A 21,209-nucleotide genomic window follows, 5' to 3' on the forward strand; every position below is an offset into this window, starting at 1 on the left:
ATGCCAAAAAGAACCGACATCAAAAGCATTCTGATTATCGGCGCGGGCCCCATTATCATCGGGCAGGCGTGTGAATTTGACTATTCCGGCACCCAGGCCTGTAAGGCGCTCAGGGAAGAAGGCTACCGGGTCATCCTGGTGAACAGTAATCCAGCCACCATCATGACCGACCCCGAGGTGGCAGACGCAACCTACGTGGAGCCGATCACGCCTGAGGTTGTCGCCAAGATCATCGAGAAAGAGCGCCCCGACGCACTGCTGCCCACCATGGGCGGCCAGACCGGCCTGAATACAGGCCTGGCGCTGGCGCAGGACGGCACGCTTGAAAAATACGGTGTTCAGCTGATTGGCGCGTCCGAGGACGCGATCGACAAGGCCGAAGACCGCCGCCGCTTCAATGCCGCGATGGAAAAGATCGGCCTTGAGGTCTGCCGCGGCCGCACAGCCCACAGCTACGAAGAAGCCATCGCCGTGATGGAAGAGATCACGGGCCTACCGGCGATCATCCGCCCGTCCTTCACCATGGGCGGCACCGGTGGCGGTGTGGCTTACAACAAGGAAGAGTTCGAAGCCATCGTCAAAGCGGGCTTGGACGCATCCCCCACCAACGAAGTGCTGGTTGAGGAAAGCATCCTGGGCTGGAAAGAATATGAGATGGAAGTGGTGCGGGACAAAAACGACAACTGCATCATTGTCTGCTCGATCGAGAATGTGGACCCGATGGGCGTGCACACCGGCGACAGCATCACCATCGCGCCTGCCCTGACGCTTTCGGACAAGGAATATCAGGTGATGCGGAACGCATCGCTTGCGGTTCTGCGTGAAATCGGCGTGGAAACCGGCGGGTCGAACGTGCAGTTCGCCGTGAACCCGGAAACCGGCCGCCTGATCGTGATTGAAATGAACCCGCGTGTGAGCCGCTCGTCCGCGCTGGCATCCAAGGCCACCGGCTTCCCGATCGCCAAGGTCGCGGCCAAGCTGGCTGTCGGCTACACGCTGGATGAGCTGGATAACGACATCACGGGCGTCACGCCTGCGTCGTTCGAACCAACCATCGATTATGTGGTCACCAAGGTACCGCGCTTCACGTTTGAGAAATTCGCCGGCACCAAACAGGTGCTGTCGACCGCGATGAAATCCGTGGGCGAAGTGATGGCCGTGGGCCGGAACTTTACCGAAAGCCTGCAGAAAGCCATGCGGTCCATGGAAACCGGCCTGTCGGGCCTCGATGAAGTGAAATTCGACGGCTATGTGCCCGGCAGCGGTGATTTCTCCCCGATCGTGCGTGACCTGGCCGTGGCCAAGCCCGACCGGCTCTTGCGCATCGTGCAGGCCATCCGCGAGGGCATGACGCTCGAGGAAATTCACAGCATCACTCACTATGAACCCTGGTTCCTGCGCCAGTTCGAAATGCTGGTAGGCATGGAAAAGCGCATCGCTGATGACGGCCTGCCGACGGACGCGCGCCAGCTCAGGAAACTGAAAATGCACGGCTTCTCCGACGCCCGCATCGGCAAGCTGGCCGGTGTGCCGGAAGCGGCGGTGATGAAAGCGCGGCTGGATATGGACGTGCGCCCAAGCTTCAAGCGCATCGACACATGCGCGGCCGAGTTTGAAGCCAAAACGCCTTACATGTACTCCACCTACGAGACCTTCGCGGCGGGCGAGAAGCCTGAATGCGAAGCCAACCCGACCGACCGCGAAAAGATCGTGATCCTGGGTGGCGGGCCGAACCGGATCGGCCAGGGCATCGAGTTCGATTATTGCTGCTGTCACGCCTGCTTCTCGCTCTCTGACGCGGGCTATGAGACCATCATGATCAACTGTAACCCGGAGACCGTGTCGACCGACTATGACACCTCGGACCGCCTGTATTTCGAGCCCCTGACGGCCGAAGACGTGGTTGAGATCATCCGCAAGGAACAGGAAAACGGCACCGTGAAGGGTGTGATTGTGCAGTTCGGTGGCCAGACGCCGCTGAAGCTGGCGCATGCGCTTGAAGCTGCCGGCATCCCGATCCTGGGCACCAGCCCGGACGCCATCGACCTGGCGGAAGACCGCGAGCGCTTCCAGGAACTGGTTGAAAAACTGGGCCTGAAACAGCCAAGCAACGGCCTGGCGCGCAGCCATGAAGAAGCCATCAAGGTGGCCGACCGCGTTGGCTACCCGGTTCTGATCCGCCCAAGCTATGTGCTGGGCGGCCGGGCGATGGAAATCGTCTATGACCAGGAAGGCCTGGACCGCTATATCGCTGAAGCGGTGCATGTGTCCGGCGACAGCCCCGTGCTGATCGACGGCTTCCTCAAGGACGCGATTGAAGTAGACGTCGACGCGCTTTCTGACGGCGAAAACATCCATATCGCCGGCATCATGGAACACATTGAGGAAGCGGGCATCCACTCTGGCGACAGCGCGTGCAGCCTGCCGCCCTACAGCCTGCCTGTTGGCATCGTCAATGAAGTGAAGCGCCAGGCGCGCGAACTTGCAAAGGCGCTGAATGTGGTTGGCCTGATGAACGTGCAGTTCGCGGTCAAGGAAGGCGATGTGTACCTGATTGAGGTCAACCCGCGCGCCAGCCGGACCGTACCATTTGTGGCTAAAGCCGTGGGCTACCCCGTGGCTGCCATTGCGGCACAAGTGATGGCCGGCCGCAAGCTGACGGAATTCGACCTCAAGGACCCAATCACCGAACATGTCGCGGTGAAGGAAGTGGTAATTCCTTGGGCGCGCTTCCCGGGCGTGGACGTGCTTCTGGGGCCAGAGATGAAATCCACCGGCGAAGTGATGGGCATTGCCGACAACTTCCCGATGGCCTTCTACAAATCGCAGCTTGCGGCGGGCGTGAAACTGCCGGAAAGCGGCCAGGTGTTCGTATCCGTGAAGGACGGTGACAAATACGCGCTGGTACCCCTGGTGCGCGACCTTCTGGACATGGGCTATGACGTTATCGCCACCGGCGGCACCGCAGATTACCTCAAGACCAACGGGCTTGAAGTGAAGCGTGTATTCAAGGTGACAGAAGGCCAGCGCCCGCACGTGCTGGACATCATGAAAAACGGCGAAGTGCAGCTGATGTTCAACACCACCGAGGGCAAACAGGCCATCAAGGACAGCTTCGAGCTTCGGAACACCGCGCTTCTGATGAAACTGCCATACTATACCACCATGGCAGCGGCGGCAGCATCGGTGCAGGCCCTGAAGGCCCTGAAGGCCAAAACGCTTGATGTCAAACGCCTGCAGGATTTCGCGGCCTAGGCGCGACCATCCGATCTGGCTTGATTTTTTGCCAAATTGTGACTAAATGGAAATAAGTGCGCCGGCCCCAACGGGTCGGCGCTCCTGTTTTGTATACGGTCGGCACTGTGCTGGCCCTGTAATGAAAAATAACAACGGACGGGACACATGAACGACAAAGTGCCCATGCTTCAGGACGGTTACGACCGTCTGGCTGCAGAACTGAAGAATCTGAAAAGCGTTGAGCGCCCCTCTGTGGTGGCGGCGATTGAAGAAGCGCGCGCCCATGGCGACCTTTCCGAGAACGCTGAATATCACGCTGCAAAAGAGCGCCAGGGCCACATTGAGGGCCGCATCATGGAGCTTGAAGGCAAGCTGTCGCGCGCCCAGGTGATCGACCCGACCAGCCTTTCAGGCGACAAGGTCGTGTTTGGCGCCACTGTCACGCTTATCGATGAAGACGACGAAGAAGTGATCTACCAGATTGTCGGCGCCGATGAAGGTGATGTCAAAGCCGGCAAGATTTCCTACCAAAGCCCGATCGCACGCGCCCTGATTGGCCGCAACGTGGGCGTTGAAGTGGAAGTGAAAACGCCAGGCGGCGAGCGCTACTATGAGATTTCCAAGGTGGAATTCAAATAGGTAGCCGCGCCAGATAGCAGACAAACAAAAAGCCCGCTGACACCAGCGGGCTTTTTCATGGGTCTTTAAACCGCCTCTAACTAAATTCACGACACTTCAGGCAGCGGTACACCCGGCGTATGCTTGCTCGTCCGGATCGTCAGCGACGTCTTCACGCTGGCCACATTGGGCGCCGGCGTCAGTTCGCTGGTCAGGAAATGCTGGAAAGCCGCCAGGTCGTGGGCGACGATTTTCAGCATGAAATCGATCTCGCCATTGAGCATGAAACATTCACGCACCATCGGCCAGCCTTTGCACTGTTCCTCGAACTTCTGAAGGTCTGCCTCTGCCTGGCTGTGCAGGCCAACCATGGCGAATACCGTCAAGCCATAGCCCAGCGCTTCCTGGTTCAGGTCAGCGTGGTAGCCACGGATGTACCCTTCTTCCTCAAGTGCGCGCACGCGACGCAGGCATGGCGGGGCCGTAATCCCCACCCGTTCCGCAAGTTCCACATTCGTGATACGTCCTTCGGCCTGCAGGCACGACAGGATTTTGCGGTCGACCGCATCAAGTTTGACACGCCCCATACTTATACTCCTTGAATAACCCCCGAAACATCCCCCCGAGGGACTGACCCGCATACTACAGAAGGGCGTTTTTAAAATAAAGTTCCAATTTCAAACAATTATATTTCTAATGTTAATCATCACTAGCATCATGATTCTTTTTGAGTAGTATAGAAGTCAGGGTGATTCGGGAGCTATTTTCACCCCACTTAAAAACAAAATTTTCCTGGCTGGGACGGCCATGGTATTGCGCGGCATATGCTTCGTGATGCGTGACAGTTGAAGTGGGTATCGAAGTGGGCAAAGTGTCGGCATTCGACATGAACGCACTGGACAGTCGGATTCGGGAGTTGGTGGCCTACGCGCGTGAGCGCGATGGCGAAGACCGCACAACCCTTTTCCGGTCGCTGGTGGACATGTTCCTCACAGGCAAGGCGCCTGTGAAAGAGCCCACGCGTGCGCAGCTTCTGGATGTGGTTGAAGCCCTGATCCCTCACGTTGAGCCCGACAGCCGGCGCACTGTTTCCGAAATTTTGGCGGGCCAGGCCAAACCGCCAATGGACCTGGTGCACCGCCTTGTGCGTGACCGCGCCAGCCTGATGGAAGACCTGCTGAAAAACGCCCCGTTCGATGAAGATGACATTATTGAGCTGATCGGCCAGACCGGCCGCGAACATCACCAGATTCTGGCAACCCGCTCTGACCTTTCCGCCAATGTGTGGATTGCGCTTGCCCGCGCCGCTCCCGCCGCGCCGCCGTTTGAAGGCCGCTCCACGCTGGCGCTCTGGCGTGATGACCTGGGCGCACAGCCAGATACGGCTGACGCCAGCGAAGCCGTGGACGAGCAGCAGGACACCCACCACATTGAGGAAATCGAGCCGCGCCGCGTTGCGGCGGGCGGCGGCAGCGCTGCTGTCATGACCGCAGGGTCAACCGGCGACAACACAGGTTTTGCCGCCACCGTGACCCGGCTGCGCCCGGAAGGCTTCGGTCCTGTCGAGAGTTTTGAAAAGAAGGCAGCCAGCCTCAGAATTCTGCGCACGGACGAAGACCTGATTGCCGAGCGCATGAGCGACCGCACCAATGCGCCAGAGACCAAGATGGTTGGCACATCGGACCAGGGCGCCGATAGCCGCCCGCGCCAGCTGACCGACACTGTCGTGCAGTCAAGCACCCCAGTTGCCACGGGGCAGTTAACTGAAACAGCCCCGGATACTGCGGCTTCCACCCACGGCGCCGAACAGGTGAAACAGCGCTTCCTGCGCGATCCCGGCCCTGGCGGCTGGGCCTGGCGCAGTGACCGTGACGGCTTTATCACCCTGGTGTCGCCGTTCGCCGCCAAGATTTATGGTGGTGCCGCACGCCTGATCGGCACAGCCATGCTGGATATGCTGGGCCTGAATACCAAGCTGGACCATCCTGTAAGCCGCGCGTTCCAGCGCCGCAGCACTATCCATGATGCGCCCATCAGCCTGCCGCAACTGGATACACAGTTACAGCACTGGACGCTTGAAGCTGCGCCGGTGTTCAACCCCACAAGCGGTATCTTTGAAGGCTTTGAAGGCATCCTGACGCCGGTAAAGCCCGCAAGTGAAACCAAAAGCACAGAAACGCTGACCTACGACCAGCCTCTGTTCCTTGACGACGAGCACGATACGGCCGCACCAGCCACGCGTAAGCCTGCACCGGCGCCAGCCGCCTTCGCAGATAGCCCGAGTGTGCTGCAGTCTGCCATTGAAACACGGGAAGCAGAGCTGGCCACCGACCAACGCATGGCGGAAAGCAAGGCCACATCTGGTGAGGCGGCGAGTGATGCCCCCAAGCGGAACCCCATTGCCGACATGATCAACAGCACGGCGGCCGCCATGGTGCGCGAGGCGGTCTCTGATGCGCTTTCGCCGCTGTCCCCACAGCAGGAAGCCACGCGGTACGGCAAGCAGGCGGCAGAACCCGACGATACATCGCCACAAGCGCCAGAAACAGATGCAGCACAGGAAGAAATTCTGGCAACCCTGCAGCTGCTGGAAGAATCCCTCGCCCGCCTGACAGACGCCGGGGAAAAAGGCGCCATCGCACAGGTACGGCTGCAGTCGGAAATCGCAACTGCCTGCGCCCGCGCCCTCAAATCCCAATTGAAGAAATAGCCTGCCGTCCTTCCGGGGCAGTCATCATCAGTTCATCTGCAGACGGTAAAATCAGCCAGACCTAAATTTTTTAGGTCTGGTCTGTAAGCTTTGGCGCCGTCATAAGACTGAACAGACAAATGGCACACGAAACCGTGGCCCGGTCACGACACACAGACTTTGAGGATACGATAATGACTTTTGAATTGACCCTTAAACGCACAATCGGTGCCCTTCTGGCGCCTATGGTGGTGCTGGCAATTTTCGCCTTTGCATCCCCGGCCCGCGCACAGGCAGCAGACGTTCCCTTGTGGAAGCTGTCGGACGCGGACAGTGAAATCTGGCTCCTGGGCACGGTTCACATCATGAACCCAACCATCCAGTGGCGGTCGGACAAGATCAGCGCGGCTTTTGATGCCGCTGACACACTGATGACAGAAGCGCCAGCTGTGGATATTGCGCCCGCAACCCAGATGAAACTGGTGCAAACGTATGGTATCAACCTGTCCGGCCCATCCTTCCTGACCAAACTGAGCCCCGAAGCACGCAACAATTTTGAGGCGGTCCTCACCTCCATGGGGCAGCCCGCTGCCGCTGTGAACAACTTCGCGCCCTACCGGCCCTGGTTGGCCGGCATCAGCCTTCAGGCCTTGATGCTGCAGGCCCGTGGCGGCAGCCCGGAAGCTGGCGTAGACAGCATCCTGTGGCGGGAAGCAAAGGCAAAAGGCAAGTCTCTTGCTTACCTTGAGACGCTGGACCAGCAGATGCAGGTCTTCGGCAACCTGAGCTTCGAAGACGAACTGGCTTTCTTTGAGGAAAGTGTGCGTCAGATGGTGGAAGACCCGGACATGCTGGATGAGATTGTTGACCTGTGGCTCACCGGCAATATGGGCGCGCTTGGCGACAAAATGCAAGCCGCCATGGTAGGCCAGGACTCGCTGGCCAACGCGCTCCTCCTTAACCGCAACATGGACTGGGCAGACCAGATCAAAACCATGATGGACGGCGAAGGCAAAATCTTCATCGCGGTTGGCGCTGCGCACTTGGCGGGTCAGGATTCGGTGCAGGAACTGCTGAAAGAAAAATACGGCCTGACCGCAGTGCGGCAATAGCAGCGCGTCAGGTTCGGACAAATAAAAAGGGCGGGCCCGCTGGGGTCCGCCCTTTTCTATTCCTGTCAGGCCTGCTTAGCGGCTGGCGAGACGGATATGCTCTGGCAGTTCAGCCATCTCAGCGCTTGGGCGTTCCCAAACCTGATTGTTGCACAGGTTGCGCTTGCAGGAGGCAACCTTCAGCGTGCCGTCTTCGAGAAGCTCGATGCTGCCCCCACGTTTCTTGCCGCTTTCGAGGTCAATCACTTTGCCTTTGTTCCAGAAGTGGCCTTTGGAAAGGTTGGCGCGCGATGGCTTGAGGCCCAGCAGTACCAGGGTTTCGTCAGGCGTGCCCGCTGGGCTCCAGACCACATCGCCACACAGGCGGGATGAGCCTTCATCACAGGCTTTGATTTCGACAACCTGGCCCTTATCGCCAGTCAGCCAGAAGCCTTTTACCAGGTCTGCGTCTGCGGCAGTGGCACCTGAGGTTGCCAGGCCGGTCAGAAGGGCTGCTGCGCCCAGTGTTTTTACAAAAGTTTTCATCTCTTTGTCCTCGCGTTCTTTGGGAAGGATATGTCTTCGGCCACGGGCCGTTTCTGTGCGACACCAACAAAGGAGCTCATTACGCGCTCGGTTACATGGTGCTGCATATGGCGGGGGCGACCTTTTAATACCACCCCCAATAAACGCATAGCTGAACTTTCATTAATGTATGAGCTATGCATTTTCTTTGGCCCCCGTAACGCCCAGCGGGGCCCGGCAGCGGTCTGGATCACCCGTTACCCGGGCCAGATAATCCGGGTGCTCGGTGCCCATAAGCCGGTCCCACCAGCTGAAATAAAGGCCGAAATTATAATTGCCATTGGCGTGATGCATGTCGTGGTGGGTGACAAGCGTAAGCCACCCCAATAGTGGGTGCACGGCCCAGCGACGCGGAAAGAGCTCATAGCCAGAATGGCCCATTGCGTTCCGGATGATCATATGACCAAGGAACAACCACATCGCCAGGCCGTGCATGGGAAGAAGGAGAAGGGCAAGCGGCACGAAAAGCGCGTGCACAGCTGCCTCCGGCATATCGAAACTATAGGACGCCCAGGGGCTGGGGTTATGAGACCGGTGATGCAGCCAGTGGATATGCTTCATCATGCCCTTGAGGTGCATCAGCCGGTGCGTCCAATAGAAATAGGCATCGTGCAGGATGATGATGGCAATCAGCGAAAAGGTGAAATAGCCCCAGCCATAATCGTCAATGTCGCCATAGATTTCCATCCAGCCGGCTTCCAGCCCGAACTTGGTAGAAAGCCCAACCACACCGAATACAAAAACGGTAATCAGAGACGCGCGGAACTCGCGCATCATCTGCCGCCTGCGCGGGGACTTGGTGCGGATTTTCCGCGTCGCCAGCCACTGCCGCCCGAGCAAGGTCAGGAGGAAAACGCCCCCTGCCCCAAACAGGTAGCGCGCGAAATCGATCGTCAGGATCACTTGGAACCAGTCGATCAGTCCCTCAATCAGGGTTTGGGTTTCCGTGGAAAAGTTCAAGGTTTGTGTCTCCTGCTGTCGTCATTTTATGGCACCCCTGTGCCGGGGTTTTGCCAATGAGCTGAACAACAACAGGAATTGGGGTTTGGGTCTTATCGAATTCGAAATCAGCCAATGATTTCAGAAATCAGCCAGCTTTTTCACCTTTCGGCCAGCCCGCCTAGGGCGCAGCACAACCTACGTGGCGGCGATGGTATTTTTGCGATATTCGGTGGGGGTCTGGCCGGTGCGTTCCTTGAAGGCACGGTTGAAGGGGCCGAGCGAGCCATAGCCCAGATCCATGGCAATTGTCAGGACCGGCAGATTGCGGTCCTCAACGGACGCCAGGCGTTCCTGGGCTACAGCGATGCGGTGATGGTTCACATAGTCGGCAAAATTCCGGTACCCCATACCCTGGTTGATCAGGCGCCGCAAACGGTGCTCGGGCATGCCGGCCTGTTCTGCCATGCGCGCGATGGTCAGGCTCGGCTCCAGGATAAAGCCTGTGTCCTCAAGTTTTCGGATCACCGCCAGGTCCACAGCGTCGGCAGCATCGCCATTGCCGTTCGACGGGCGCACTTCGGGAACCGTGACGGGCCTTTTGTCCACAAAGAACAGATCCTGTCCACCGCTCGCAGTCAGGCGCCAATGCAGGTAAAGCGCGATTGCCAGGAACGAGCTGGACTGCAACAAAAGCAGGTAGGGTTCAAAACCGTAGCCGATGAGAAATACCTCCGCGACCATCACACCCGCACTGATGATAATCACCCCGCTGACAAACACGGTGCGGAACCGCCTCCGCGCTTCAACAAGGTCGTCATTGCGGCCACGCCAGGCAACGTAGGTCAGGTGCGCCAGAATGCCAATGACGATGGCAATGGTCAGCGCGCCTGCGACTGTCATCTGGGTATGCAGCGTCATGCCTTCCAGCTGTTGCCATTCATAGAAGGCAACTCCACCGGTGACCACTTTCGCCACCGCAACTGCCACATGCCAGCGCCGGATGCGAAAATGGTCGTCAAACTGCGACAGGGAAAACAGCCAGGCTGCAACGGGGCTGATGAAGGCAAACGGAAAAAACAGATAGTCCGCATCCACACCGAAAAGCGTCAGCCCAGGCTTTGATGCGAGCAGGTAGGCCGCCGAACAGATGGCCGACAAGCTGCCAAGCCAGCAGGCCAGCCGGTCACAAAAGTCGCGGACCATCAGCACCGACAGCCATACAAGCATGCCAACAGCATTATACCGGATGATATCGTCAAGTGTTTCCAACGGCCAGACCCTCCCCAAGCGGAACCGGGGATATATATGGGAAAGCATTTTCCAATTGCCAGTCCCGATTATCAGCCCCGAACGCAATTGACCTTCATCCTTGCATGGAGCCTGCAAATTCGGTAAACGGTTAAGGCTTTTATTTGGAAAGATATAAATCGCATTTATCGATTACAGAAATCGAGAACGCACGGTTGCAATTGCCCCGCAGAAGCATACAGTATGGCCCACCAGCGCGGAGGTGATTCCACGCCCCATCAGGCACGCTTCATTCACCGCGCGCGCATGAGATTTGAAAATTTATCACCCATAATCAAGGAGGGGCACATGGCCGTTCTCGCAGGTAAACAAGCACCGGACTTCACTTCCGTCGCAGTCATGGAAGACGGTTCCATCAACGAAGAATTCAACCTCAAGGACTACCTTGGCGGCGACTATGGTCTGCTGTTCTTCTACCCACTGGATTTCACGTTCGTATGCCCATCTGAAATCCTGGCGTTCCACAACCGCATGAACAAGTTCAAAGAGCTTGGCGTGAAGGTTGTGGCTTGTTCCATCGACAGCCAGTTCAGCCACGTTGCATGGCGCAACACGCCGACCAAAGAAGGCGGCCTGGGCCCGGTTGATTTCCCGATGGTTGCTGACGTCACCAAGCAGATCGCCCGCGACTATGACGTTCTCATTGAGGACGCTGGCATCGCGCTGCGCGGTACGTTCCTGATCGGCAAAGACGGCCTGGTGTGGCACCAGACTGTGAACAACCTGCCGCTTGGCCGTAACGTTGACGAATTCGTCCGTCTGGTTGAAGCGCTGCAGTTCCACGAAGAGCACGGCGAAGTATGCCCGGCTGGCTGGAACAAAGGCGACGAAGGCATGAAAGCCGACGCCGCGGGCGTTGCTGCATACCTCGGCAAGCACGCTGACGAGCTTTAAGCCAAAGCGATCAAGTATCGTCATTCGCCGTTTGCGAAGCTGGTGGCACGCCACCTGATCGGCAAATCTACAGCCAGGGGCACCGCCCCCGAAATAGACTAACCGGTCAAGCGGTGAGTGACGAACAGACAAGCAAAAGCCCCGGCCATAACGGTCGGGGCTTTTTTGTCGAGTCTATCGGAGGGGTTATAGACGCGACCTGATAAAAGCCACGGCATCCCGCGCCATGGCGATCCTGTGGAACAAGGACAGGAAGGCATGGATGGTGCCTTCAAAAACCCGGCAATGAACCTCCACACCTTCGGCCTCAAGCCGGTCCGCGAAGGCCAGGCCCTCATCCCGCAGTGGGTCCAGCCCCGGCAATACGAGAACGGTTTTGGGCAACTTTGCCAAATCCGGGTTCCCGGCCAGCGACACCAGGGGATGATCCCTGAGCCCTTCGAATTCCAGATAATCAAGGGTTGCGGCCTGGACAGAGGCCTCTGTCAGGAAATAGTCGCCGCCCCCATACATCTGACGGGAAGGATAGCGCCGGTCTGCCCCTATGCGCACATCGATCATCGGATAGGCAAGCACAAGCGCCTCGGGCAAACGCTCACCCGCGCGGGCGCAGCGCAGCGCCACCGCCGCGGCCAGGTTTCCCCCGGCGCTGTCCCCAAAAAGGGCAATATTGTCCGGGTCCCCTCCCAGCTGTCCGGCATTCTCCCGAAGCCAGGCATAGGTATCCGTGCAATCGTCAAGCCCGGCAGGAAACTTGTGTTCGGGTGCCAGACGGAAGTCTACCAGAACGACCAGCCGCCCAAGGGCATTTGCAAGCAAGGCACCGAGGGGCACATAGGGCCGCGCGCCTGACAGTGCCCAGCCACCACCTTGCATCATGAAAAGAACCGGCAGCGGTGCATCAGCTTCGCCATCAGGCTGCAAGGCCAGCCCATGGATGGGCACGCCCTGACGGCTTGGCAGTTGAAACTCCCGCACTGCGACGGTGGGGGCCTGGGCCCCTGTTTCAAGAAACATGGCTTCCAGCCCCAAGCGCCTTTCCGGCACCGTCATGTCATCAAATGAGGGGCCCTCAGCAGCTGCAAGCTCAGCCAGCAGCTGCTGGGTATCAGCGTCCAATATTGGCTTATTCATACACCCGGCCCTAGAAACGGAACTCAAGGCCCGCGGCCCAGGTGCGGGGCGCGCCGTAATATCCCATCTGGAACCCAAGGCTCGCAGACAGGTCAAAGCCGTGCGTGCGGTAGCGCGTGTCGGTGATGTTCTTGACGCCTGCATAGAGGCTCCAGCTGCCGCTTGCGGCCTCGTAGGCAACCCGGGCGTTCAACAGGCCATACCCGTCCTCAACCAGGATTTCGCTGCTGCTGACGGTGGGATAGGTTTTGCTGCGGTAGGCCGCGTCACCATGCAGCAGGATGGATGCCCCATTCGCGAGGTCGATATCATAGTCGACAGCGGCGAAAAGCGTCCATTCGGGCGCGTTCACCAGATGCCGCTCATGGCTGATGTCCACGCCGCCTTCGCCAATATATTCGTCATACTGGGCATCGGTGTAGCTGACAGACGCCTGCAGATTGAGGGCGGGAATGGGTCGGGCAGCCAGTTCAAGTTCCACCCCCTTGATGGTGGCGGCACCCGCATTGGTGAACAGGGCCTGGAAGGCGCCGCCCTCATCCGCCGTGAAGCTTGAGAGCTGCAGGTTCTTATAGTCGTTATAGAAGGCTGCGATGTTCAGCGTGGCCTTGCCGCCCGCCAGCGTATTTTTGCTGCCCACTTCAAAGGCCCACAGGGTTTCCGGGTCATAGGGCACGGCTTCCGTATCACTGTTGGACCGGCCGTCAAACCCACCGCTTTTGAAGCCTTTGCTGGCGCTGGCGTACAGCATATGGTCGTCATCCAGCTGGTAGTTCATACCAACTTTTGGCGACAGGTTATTCCAGTTTTCCTCCACGACCACATCCGTCACGCGCAGGCCCTGGCCGATCTCGGGCACCAGCGGTGTGTCGGCACCGAAGAATTCCTGAACCCGGGTGAACTCCTTTTCTTCATAGGTGAAGCGCAGGCCCGCTGTCAGCGTCAGCTTGTCGGTCACCGGAATATCCGCCTGGCCATAGGCCGCGTAGCTACGGTTGATCTGGTCATTGACGGAATTGGTGATGAAGGCGATCGCCGGGCCAAAAATGCCGGACATGGTGATGTCATGCTCGCGCAGATGATACAGCCCGCCCACGAACGACAGGCCGCTTTCCGCCTCGTACGACAACTGGAATTCCTGGCTGAACTGCTTCTGGTCCTCGTCCACAAACACGCCCAGGAAGGCAAGGGCCGTGGCGTCCAGGTCAAGGTGGGTGTCATAATTCATGGTCCGATAAGCGGTAACGGACTTCAGCGTCATCGCGTCGCTCACGTCATAGGTGGCGACACCCGAAATGCCTTTGGTTTTCAGCCTGTTCAAATCATTGAAATCGGCGTCCACTTCAAAGGGCTCGTCGCTCGCCGGCACCACGCCGAACACGCTGGTTTCCCGGTTTGGCGTGCGCGATGTATCGCTGTCGTCGTCACTGATGTCCGCATTCAAGTCGAACATGAAACGGTCGCTCAGGTGGGCACGCACCGCGAACCGGGCGCTCAGGGCCTCCTTGTCGCCGTCATCCTCGCCCGTCACGCTGTTGATGGCATAGCCGTCCCGCCCATTATAGGCCACCACAGCCTTGGTCAGCAGCTTGCCTTCCACAAGGGGGGGCATCCACCGCCACCCTGGCCCGGCGCTGGCCATAATTGCCGCCCGCAACCTCGGCCGCCACGCCAAACTCATCAGCCGGCGCCTTCGAGACAAACTTGACCGCGCCGCCGATGGTATTGCGGCCATAAAGCGTGCCTTGCGGCCCCCGCAGCACCTCAATGCGCTCCACGTCATAAATATCCAGGAAACTGCCCTGGGCACGCCCCAGATACACATCGTCCAGATAAATGCCCACGCCAGGGTCCGCGAACGCCAGGCTGTCCACCTGGCCGATACCGCGCACATACACCACAGCGTTCGATGCATCGCCCACATGCAGTGTCAGGCCCGGCACACTGTTCTGGATGTCGCCCACATCGGTGGCCTGCAGCCGCGCCAGCGCGCGCGCTCCAAGGGCTGTCACAGACACAGGCGTATCCTGCAGGCTTTCCTCCCGCTTGCGCGCGGTAACCGTGATTTCCTCCATCTGGAAACCGGTATCCTGTTCCGTGTCCTGCGCCGATGCGGGCACTGCTGACACAAGTGCAATTGCCGATACGCTGCCCAACACAGCAGTCCGGTATAATTTAGGCATGGTTGTTTCTCCCAACATACTTCCTTGGCCTTGGGGGCCTCTCCCACGCCTAAGCCTGCATATTGGAAACAACAAAAAAATCGAAAAGATTGGGGTAATTTTATCCGCAAAAGCTGCGGATATTTTTCCGTCAGGCCTGACCATTCTTCTGGTGAGGCAGAAAAGCTTCTGCAGTGCGCAGATAGGTACGTTCCAGATGCCCGCGGATTTTGCTTTCAAGCATCTCTGACGGCATCACATAAGTGGTGCGGCGGTCACTTTCACTGCGCACCTTCAACAGATACCCGTCCTGCACCGCTTTTTTCAGCCTGTCTTCCCGGGTTCGGGCGGAACCGGTTTTCATCATCTGGCAGGCTGCATTGATGGTCAGCGACCGGCCTTCCCACGCGCTGGTGACAACGCCCACGAACAGATACCAATATTCCTGCGTGAAATAATGCGGGTGGCCTTCAAACACCTTATCCCAGTCGCGCGCATAGGCTTCAAGCGCCTCCATCCACTGGATAAGGCGTTCTTCTGGCACCATTTTTTCCGCCGGCTCGGTCATGCGGATACCATGCCCAACTATCCATGGTTGGGCAAGATATAACTCTGCAGGCCCAGCTATTCGTGATGATGGCGGGAATCCGCGGGTGCTTCGTCCCGCGCGTTCAGGCCATAGTCCCGCACCACATGGGCCACACGCAGGCGGTAGTCCCTGAATATGCCCCCACGCCCGCGGGCCTGCCCGGCCCTGTGGGCTTCCAGGTTGCGCCACGCCTGAACCGCCGCCTCATCGCGCCAGAAACTGAGCGACAGATATTTACCCGGCAGCTTCAGGCTTTCGAACCGCTCGACAGAGATAAAGCCGTCGATGCCACCAAGAAGCGGCGCGAGCTGGGCTGCGGTACTAAAATAGCCATCTTCCTGCCCGTCCTTGGGCTCCAGCTCAAAGATCACGGCGATCATGCCACCTGCTCCCGCCCTTCAAAGAAACGCAACATCTCAGACCCGGCGGCTGCGCGCAGGAAGGTGCGTTCTTCACTGAGGATAAAGCGTTCGCGCTGTGCCATCTGGAAATTGGCCGCCCCGCCCTCATCGGTACGCAAGCGCGCGCGGTAGGCTTCATAGGCCGCGAGGCTGTCGAAGCAGATCAGCCCAAGGGCGATATTGTCCGTGCCCTCATGGGGCATGAAATAGCCGATCAGATCACCGCCGCAGCGCGGGATGATCGCCGCCCAGTTTTTGGCGTAGGCTTCGAACTCAGCGCGCTTGAAGGGATCGAGCGTATATTTGATGCAGCACAGGATGGTCATGGTTTCCTCCATACAGATTTGATGTCTGCACAGGATTTAGCCGATTGCGGCACATCCTTGTTTCGATTAGGATCGAACTATGAAAGACGGACCAGACATTGCCCATATCGCCGCCCTGATCGGGGACCCGGCCCGCGCCAACATGCTGACGGCGCTGATGGGCGGCATGGCGCTGACGGCCACGGAACTGTCGGCGGAAGCGGGCGTGACCAAACAGACGGCCTCAAGCCACCTGTCGAAGCTGGAAGCTGGCGGCCTGCTGACTATCCGCAAACAGGGGCGGCACAGATATTATCAATTGGCGGATACGGATGTGGCGGAGCTGCTCGAAAGCCTGATGGGCGTGGCCATGCGCGCTGGGCATGTGCGCACGCGGCCCGGCCCGAAGGACCCGGCCATGCGGCACGCGCGGGTGTGTTATGACCATCTGGCGGGTGACATGGGCATCCGCTTGTACGAGAGCCTCTTGAAGCGCGGGCACCTGGCGGAACAGGCTGGCGAACCGGCACTCACCGTCGCCGGGCGCGATTTTGTCACCGGCCTTGGCCTAAGGCTCGACGCGCTCGAGGCCACGCGCCGGCCGCTCTGCAAAGCCTGCCTGGACTGGAGCGAACGCCGCACCCACCTGGCAGGGTCACTCGGCGCCGCGCTTCTGGACCATATGTACGCAAGCGGCTGGGCCAAACGAAAGCCCGACAGCCGTGAGGTGGTGTTCTCCAAAAGCGGCAAAGAGGCGTTTGAGCGGAGCTTTGGATAGGCCTGCGACACCTAACCCTTACCCAGATACCCCATGATATAGAGACGAGATATCTCACCGAACTTTAGCTCTGCACGCGCCTTAACTCGTATCACATCTTGATCGTTGATTGCCTCCATGTATGGATTCGGAAGACTATCATAGACAGGGTCTCGAACCTCAGCAGGTATATAATGGCCAGGCTCATGGGCCAATTCGACTTGAAGTCGGTGATTATGAATTACAAGGCCATCAATTCGCAGCTTATATTCTTTCTCATCATCAAGCTTAGTATCTTTCTTGGACCGAATTTTGTCAGCATCCGGAATATCGACTTTTTTATGAAACCTCTGCCCAGTACCAAAATCAATGGACTTACAACTATGCCCAACCGGAGCAACAACATCCTTCGCAAACGCAAGAGACTTATCTAATGTCTGCTGGAGAAATTCGCGGTGCTCTCGTTCAGATCGCTCATGTCGGTCAGCCATTTCTCTATGTAATGCCATCAACCCCTCAAAGTGAGGATCCGCCTCTTTTTTCTTATCAGCCAATGATGCCATCACCCAACTCAACCATTCCCATGCAACTTCATGAACTTTATCCGCGAGAGCCTGATGAAGAAGTGGCAACACTCCGCCTAGATGCCCAAAATACACAGGTAGTTCAAACGATCCCTGTTGAGGCTGCTTAGCCCGCAACAATATCGGAAGCTGCTCCTTTTTTCGAATCCACCGTCCGTGCTCGAATAAGACTAGTCCTGAAGTAACTATTCGCTCAAATCCAGAAATAGACTTCCCCAAGAGCCGCAAGTCAATTTCATGCTGATCTGCATCGTAACCATCGTACTTAATCAGAATTTGTTCCATGTTCACCCCGAGTATTATTTCGGAGTAAAGTTTGCCCCACCCATATAAAAAACAACCAAAAATACACTAACTACACCAAACTACTCTATAGGGTAGCAAACAGCAAGAACAAATCAAGAACATTCTGCTGCAGCCTTGAAATTAAATCGTGCGCGATTAAATAGGGCTTATGAGCAACACGCCCCCATATACGCCTGACGCGCCTGCGCTGTCGCTGAAGCTGGATGACCAGCTGTGTTTCGCGCTTTATTCGGCGACGAATGCGCTGAAGAAAATGTATCGGCCCATGCTGGACCGGCTCGGCCTGACGTACCCGCAGTATCTGGTGATGATGGTGCTGTGGGAGAAAGACGGCATGACGGTGTCGGAAATTGGCGAAAAGCTGTTTCTGGATAGCGCTACGCTGACGCCGCTGCTGAAACGGCTGGAAGCCCAGGGCATTCTTGAGCGCAAGCGCGCCGCCGAGGACGAGCGCGTGGTGCGCGTGAGCCTGACAGCAAAAGGCAAGGCGCTGAAGGATGACGCCGCCAGCGTGCCGGGCGAGGCCGTGACGGCCACCGGCTGCACGCCCAGTGAGTTAACCACGCTCAGGGACGCCCTCAAGCGCCTGCGCACTGACCTGATGAAAACCGGCTGACGCGTCAGGTCATTCCCCGAACCGATGGTCCTTCCCATAACGGCCCACCCGGTTCACCTGTCAGCCATTTAAATAGTGCACGATTTAATTGTGCACATATAAGGAGATGACCATGAAACTTGAGAAAACACTTTATACCGCCCATGCCACCGCAACGGGCGGTCGCGCGGGCACGGCAAAGTCTGACGACGGGCGCCTGGCGGTTGACCTGTCGACCCCAAAGGGCCTGGGCGGCGATGACGGCGCGGGCACCAACCCGGAGCAACTGTTCGCCGCCGGTTACGCGGCCTGCTTCATCGGCGCACTGAAGGCCGTGGGCGGCAAAACCGGCGTTACGGTGCCGGCTGAAACATCCATCAACGCCAGCGTCGGCATTGGCCCCATCCCAGGCGGTTTCGGCATTGAAGCGGCGCTTGAGGTCAGCCTGCCGGGCCTCGACCGGGACACCGCTCAGAAGCTGGTGGATGCCGCGCATCAGGTATGCCCCTATTCGAACGCCACCCGCGGCAATATTGAGGTCACTCTGACGCTCAAGGACTAATCGGCAATCAGAAGCCACGGCTTCCAATGGGCCCCGCCACTGGTGGGGCCCTTTTATTTTGCCGCGCGCCCACGCCGCCCTATTCTCATGGCTTAGGAAAAGGGGAATTTTATGGGCTTTGTTCGCAAGGCAGCCGCCGCGCTGATCATCATCACTCTCGGTCTGTACATCTGGCTGGCGCCGCCGGCGCCGCAGGATGAGACGCTGTTTTATGGCGGCGATGTAGTGACCGTGACGAACGGCACCCAGAACGCCCTGCTGGTGCGCCATGGTCGCATTGTCGCCGTGGGTGATTATGACACCGTGGCCACGCAGGCCTCGGGCGCCGCAAAGCGGATCAACCTGAAGGGCCGCGCACTTTTGCCGGGCCTGATTGAACCGCACACCCACCCGGTCGCGACCGCCCAGTTCGGCGCCACGGTGGACGTCAGCGGCTTCACCCATTCATCCCGCGCCAGTATCATGGCGGCGCTTGAGGAGGCCGCAGACGGCTTCACTGCGGGCGGCTGGATCATGGCTTTCGGCTGGGACCCAGTGATGGTGGATGATCTTGAACCGCCGACGCTCAAAGAACTGGACGCCATCGCGCCCGAGAGGCCGCTGGTGATCCTGACCCAGATGATGCATGACGCCTATGCCAACTCAGCCGCGCTTAAGGCCGCCGGCATCACGGAAACCACCCCCAACCCCATGGGCGGCGAATTCATCAAGGACACCGACGGCAACTTGACCGGCGTGGTGCGCGAGGTGTCGGCCATCAAGGCCCTGTTTGCGAACGCGCCCAAGCCGCCTTTGGGTGCAAATGAGCTTCTGGTGAACCTGCAGCTGGGCGCCTATGCCCGTGCGGGTTTCACCACCATTGCCGCCGCCGGGCTTGTGGGCAGCGGCGATGATATGCCCGGCCTGATGAAACGCCTGACGGCAGACCCGGCTGCGCCAGTGCAAGCCGTCACCTACGGACTGCCGCATCAGATCCCCGCTTCTGGCGGGCCGGAAGACCCGCACACACCCGGCGCCATCATCGGCGTGAAATTCTGGATGGACGGTTCGCCTTACGCGGGCGGCGCCGCCTTTGCCGAACCCTATGAGACCACAGACCTGACAACCGAACGCCTGCACCTTGAGCCCGGCCATATGGGCGCGCTCAATCATGAGCTTGAGACCTTCCGAAAGGTGTTCGAGACCTACCACAAGCGCGGTTACCAGGTTGCCGTGCATGTGCAGGGCGAACGGGCAGTAGACCGGGTGTTGGATGTGGTGGAAAGCGTGCTGGCGGCACACCCGCGCGCGGACCACCGCCACCGGCTGGAGCACAATGCCCTGATCGCACGCGAGCAGCTCGCGCGCGCCGCCGGGCTGGGCATGACCACCAGCTTCTTTGTTGATCATGTCACCTTCTATGGCCACCGGCTGCCGGACCTGGTGGGCGAAGCGCGCACCGCCCGCTATATGCCCACGCGGTCAGCGCTGGATGCTGGCCTCCGTATCAGCCTGCATTCAGACAACCCGGCCACGCCGGTTGGGCCCTTAAGAACCTTCAAGGCCGCCATCACGCGCCAGCCGCGCCGGGACGCCCCCAAGGTCGCGCCCGATCAGGCCCTGACGCCGCTTGAAGCGCTCAGGGCCATGACACTGGACGCCGCCTGGCAACTGGGCCTCGCAGAGGATCGCGGGTCGCTCGAGGCCGGCAAGGCCGCAGACTTGGTGCTGATGAGCGCCAACCCGCTGACCGTGGCCCCCGAGAGCCTTGAAGACATCAAGGTGGAAGGCACCTGGATTGCGGGCCGCCGGGTGGACGCGCGCAAGACAACCCGCACCAACGCGGGCCTTCTGTGGGATATGCTGATGGGGATGCTTTAGCGCAGGTCCCACGCGGGCGGCGGCACAGGCACAGGCTTCGTGAGGTCAAAGACAATCTCGAACGACCGGCCTGGGCGCTCCAGCCGGTAATGGAAGGTATTCTGTGCCTGCTCTACCCGCAATTGCCACACATTGGTGACCGACGCTTCAAGCCCATTTTCCATGAAATTCTCGATGGACGCATCATCCACCGGGAAATCGAAGCTGCTTGCGCTGGCGATGGTACGCGTCCGCCCACCATATTGGGTAACCTTGTCTTCGCTGCCGTCCGCATGACGGTGATCATGCTTCAGCTGCATATGGCCGTCCGGCAGTTTGGTGATCACCCACACGCGCGAGCGGTCATCGTCCATGTGAAGCGGGATTTTAAGCTGCGTGTCGGAACAGTCACGGATATGCATGACAAGACGCGCATTGCCCCAGCGCGGGTCGTTCGTGCTGTCCTCGACCACGCGGCCCTCAAACGCCTTGCCGCACTGGTCCTTGAGATCGCTGAACAGAAAATTCGCGCAGCCAAAAGCCGCTGAAGAAACTGCCGTGATTGTCAAAGCAATAATCGTGATGAATCGCATATCCTGCCCTCCGTTTCG

General features: G+C 58.8%; 21 protein-coding genes. 9 read left to right on the forward strand and 12 right to left on the reverse strand.

All coding sequences use genetic code 11. The features are described 5' to 3' along the window. Both carB and greA read left to right on the forward strand, forming a co-directional pair. Entirely contained in the window at window positions 1-3,255 is a 3,255-nt protein-coding gene (gene carB, locus B3Z17_RS03780; RefSeq protein ID WP_286828606.1) for a carbamoyl-phosphate synthase large subunit, read from the forward strand. Between the two features lie 147 nt (window positions 3,256-3,402). Next, complete coding sequence (gene greA, locus B3Z17_RS03785) at window positions 3,403-3,876, forward strand: transcription elongation factor GreA (RefSeq protein ID WP_068303279.1); 474 nt, start codon at window positions 3,403-3,405, stop codon at window positions 3,874-3,876. An 86-nt stretch (window positions 3,877-3,962) separates the two neighbouring features. Here the strand turns inward: greA and B3Z17_RS03790 are convergent, their stop codons facing one another. Beyond that, a complete protein-coding gene (locus B3Z17_RS03790; protein ID WP_068303281.1) occupies window positions 3,963-4,442 on the reverse strand; it encodes an Lrp/AsnC family transcriptional regulator in 480 nt (159 codons plus the stop codon). Between the two features lie 251 nt (window positions 4,443-4,693). On the opposite strand from B3Z17_RS03790, the gene B3Z17_RS03795 reads away from it, so the two are divergent. Next, complete coding sequence (locus tag B3Z17_RS03795; RefSeq protein WP_286828607.1) at window positions 4,694-6,565, forward strand: hypothetical protein; 1,872 nt, start codon at window positions 4,694-4,696, stop codon at window positions 6,563-6,565. 173 nt (window positions 6,566-6,738) lie between these two features. Next, window positions 6,739-7,656, forward strand: a complete 918-nt coding sequence (locus B3Z17_RS03800) for a TraB/GumN family protein (protein ID WP_286828608.1) — start codon at window positions 6,739-6,741, stop codon at window positions 7,654-7,656. A 75-nt stretch (window positions 7,657-7,731) separates the two neighbouring features. Here the strand turns inward: B3Z17_RS03800 and B3Z17_RS03805 are convergent, their stop codons facing one another. The 3 genes from B3Z17_RS03805 to B3Z17_RS03815 all read right to left on the reverse strand — a co-directional run bounded on the left by B3Z17_RS03805 (window position 7,732) and on the right by B3Z17_RS03815 (window position 10,431). After that, the gene (locus B3Z17_RS03805; RefSeq protein WP_068303289.1) at window positions 7,732-8,181 is read right to left on the reverse strand and encodes a DUF2147 domain-containing protein; all 450 of its coding nucleotides are present in this window, start codon (window positions 8,179-8,181) and stop codon (window positions 7,732-7,734) included. Window positions 8,182-8,355: 174 nt separating this feature from the next. Further along, a complete protein-coding gene (locus B3Z17_RS03810; RefSeq protein WP_286828609.1) occupies window positions 8,356-9,180 on the reverse strand; it encodes a sterol desaturase family protein in 825 nt (274 codons plus the stop codon). 177 nt (window positions 9,181-9,357) lie between these two features. Further along, window positions 9,358-10,431, reverse strand: coding sequence for a helix-turn-helix domain-containing protein (locus tag B3Z17_RS03815; protein WP_286828610.1), 1,074 nt, complete (start codon window positions 10,429-10,431; stop codon window positions 9,358-9,360). Window positions 10,432-10,758: 327 nt separating this feature from the next. On the opposite strand from B3Z17_RS03815, the gene B3Z17_RS03820 reads away from it, so the two are divergent. After that, the gene (locus B3Z17_RS03820) at window positions 10,759-11,364 is read left to right on the forward strand and encodes a peroxiredoxin (protein ID WP_068303295.1); all 606 of its coding nucleotides are present in this window, start codon (window positions 10,759-10,761) and stop codon (window positions 11,362-11,364) included. A gap of 186 nt (window positions 11,365-11,550) precedes the next feature. Here B3Z17_RS03820 and B3Z17_RS03825 read toward each other — a convergent pair whose 3' ends face one another. From B3Z17_RS03825 to B3Z17_RS03850, 6 genes are all read right to left on the reverse strand, one after another. Beyond that, the gene (locus tag B3Z17_RS03825) at window positions 11,551-12,498 is read right to left on the reverse strand and encodes an alpha/beta hydrolase (RefSeq protein WP_286828611.1); all 948 of its coding nucleotides are present in this window, start codon (window positions 12,496-12,498) and stop codon (window positions 11,551-11,553) included. A 10-nt stretch (window positions 12,499-12,508) separates the two neighbouring features. Next, window positions 12,509-14,110: a TonB-dependent receptor gene (locus B3Z17_RS03830; protein ID WP_286828612.1), complete on the reverse strand. Its 1,602-nt coding sequence runs from the start codon at window positions 14,108-14,110 to the stop codon at window positions 12,509-12,511. After that, window positions 14,058-14,681, reverse strand: a complete 624-nt coding sequence (locus B3Z17_RS03835) for a TonB-dependent receptor (RefSeq protein ID WP_286828613.1) — start codon at window positions 14,679-14,681, stop codon at window positions 14,058-14,060. The genes B3Z17_RS03830 and B3Z17_RS03835 overlap by 53 nt, the downstream gene beginning before the upstream one ends. A gap of 130 nt (window positions 14,682-14,811) precedes the next feature. Beyond that, entirely contained in the window at window positions 14,812-15,228 is a 417-nt protein-coding gene (locus tag B3Z17_RS03840) for a hypothetical protein (RefSeq protein WP_068303306.1), read from the reverse strand. Window positions 15,229-15,284: 56 nt separating this feature from the next. Further along, complete coding sequence (locus B3Z17_RS03845) at window positions 15,285-15,629, reverse strand: antibiotic biosynthesis monooxygenase family protein (protein ID WP_286828614.1); 345 nt, start codon at window positions 15,627-15,629, stop codon at window positions 15,285-15,287. Continuing rightward, entirely contained in the window at window positions 15,626-15,976 is a 351-nt protein-coding gene (locus B3Z17_RS03850; protein WP_286828615.1) for an NIPSNAP family protein, read from the reverse strand. The genes B3Z17_RS03845 and B3Z17_RS03850 overlap by 4 nt, the downstream gene beginning before the upstream one ends. Before the next feature lie 79 nt (window positions 15,977-16,055). Between B3Z17_RS03850 and B3Z17_RS03855 the strand changes: the two genes are divergently transcribed. Next, the gene (locus tag B3Z17_RS03855; RefSeq protein ID WP_286828616.1) at window positions 16,056-16,733 is read left to right on the forward strand and encodes a winged helix-turn-helix domain-containing protein; all 678 of its coding nucleotides are present in this window, start codon (window positions 16,056-16,058) and stop codon (window positions 16,731-16,733) included. Between the two features lie 11 nt (window positions 16,734-16,744). Here B3Z17_RS03855 and B3Z17_RS03860 read toward each other — a convergent pair whose 3' ends face one another. Next, the gene (locus tag B3Z17_RS03860; RefSeq protein ID WP_286828617.1) at window positions 16,745-17,581 is read right to left on the reverse strand and encodes a hypothetical protein; all 837 of its coding nucleotides are present in this window, start codon (window positions 17,579-17,581) and stop codon (window positions 16,745-16,747) included. 169 nt (window positions 17,582-17,750) lie between these two features. Here B3Z17_RS03860 and B3Z17_RS03865 point away from each other — a divergent pair, with 169 nt between their 5' ends. The 3 genes from B3Z17_RS03865 (at window position 17,751) to B3Z17_RS03875 (ending at window position 20,619) form a co-directional block, all read left to right on the forward strand. Then, on the forward strand, window positions 17,751-18,218 hold the full coding sequence (locus B3Z17_RS03865) for a MarR family winged helix-turn-helix transcriptional regulator (protein WP_286828618.1): 468 nt from the start codon (window positions 17,751-17,753) through the stop codon (window positions 18,216-18,218). A gap of 112 nt (window positions 18,219-18,330) precedes the next feature. Then, the gene (locus tag B3Z17_RS03870; RefSeq protein WP_286828619.1) at window positions 18,331-18,759 is read left to right on the forward strand and encodes an organic hydroperoxide resistance protein; all 429 of its coding nucleotides are present in this window, start codon (window positions 18,331-18,333) and stop codon (window positions 18,757-18,759) included. A gap of 111 nt (window positions 18,760-18,870) precedes the next feature. Beyond that, window positions 18,871-20,619 (forward strand): amidohydrolase, encoded by a 1,749-nt coding sequence (locus tag B3Z17_RS03875; protein WP_286828620.1) that lies wholly within the window; start codon window positions 18,871-18,873, stop codon window positions 20,617-20,619. On the opposite strand, the gene B3Z17_RS03880 is transcribed toward B3Z17_RS03875, so the two are convergent. Further along, on the reverse strand, window positions 20,616-21,191 hold the full coding sequence (locus B3Z17_RS03880; protein ID WP_286828621.1) for a hypothetical protein: 576 nt from the start codon (window positions 21,189-21,191) through the stop codon (window positions 20,616-20,618). The genes B3Z17_RS03875 and B3Z17_RS03880 overlap by 4 nt on opposite strands. Between the last annotated feature and the right edge of the window lie 18 nt (window positions 21,192-21,209).

Source organism: Kordiimonas sp. UBA4487 (assembly GCF_002389025.1).
Taxonomy (GTDB): domain Bacteria; phylum Pseudomonadota; class Alphaproteobacteria; order Sphingomonadales; family Kordiimonadaceae; genus Kordiimonas; species Kordiimonas lacus.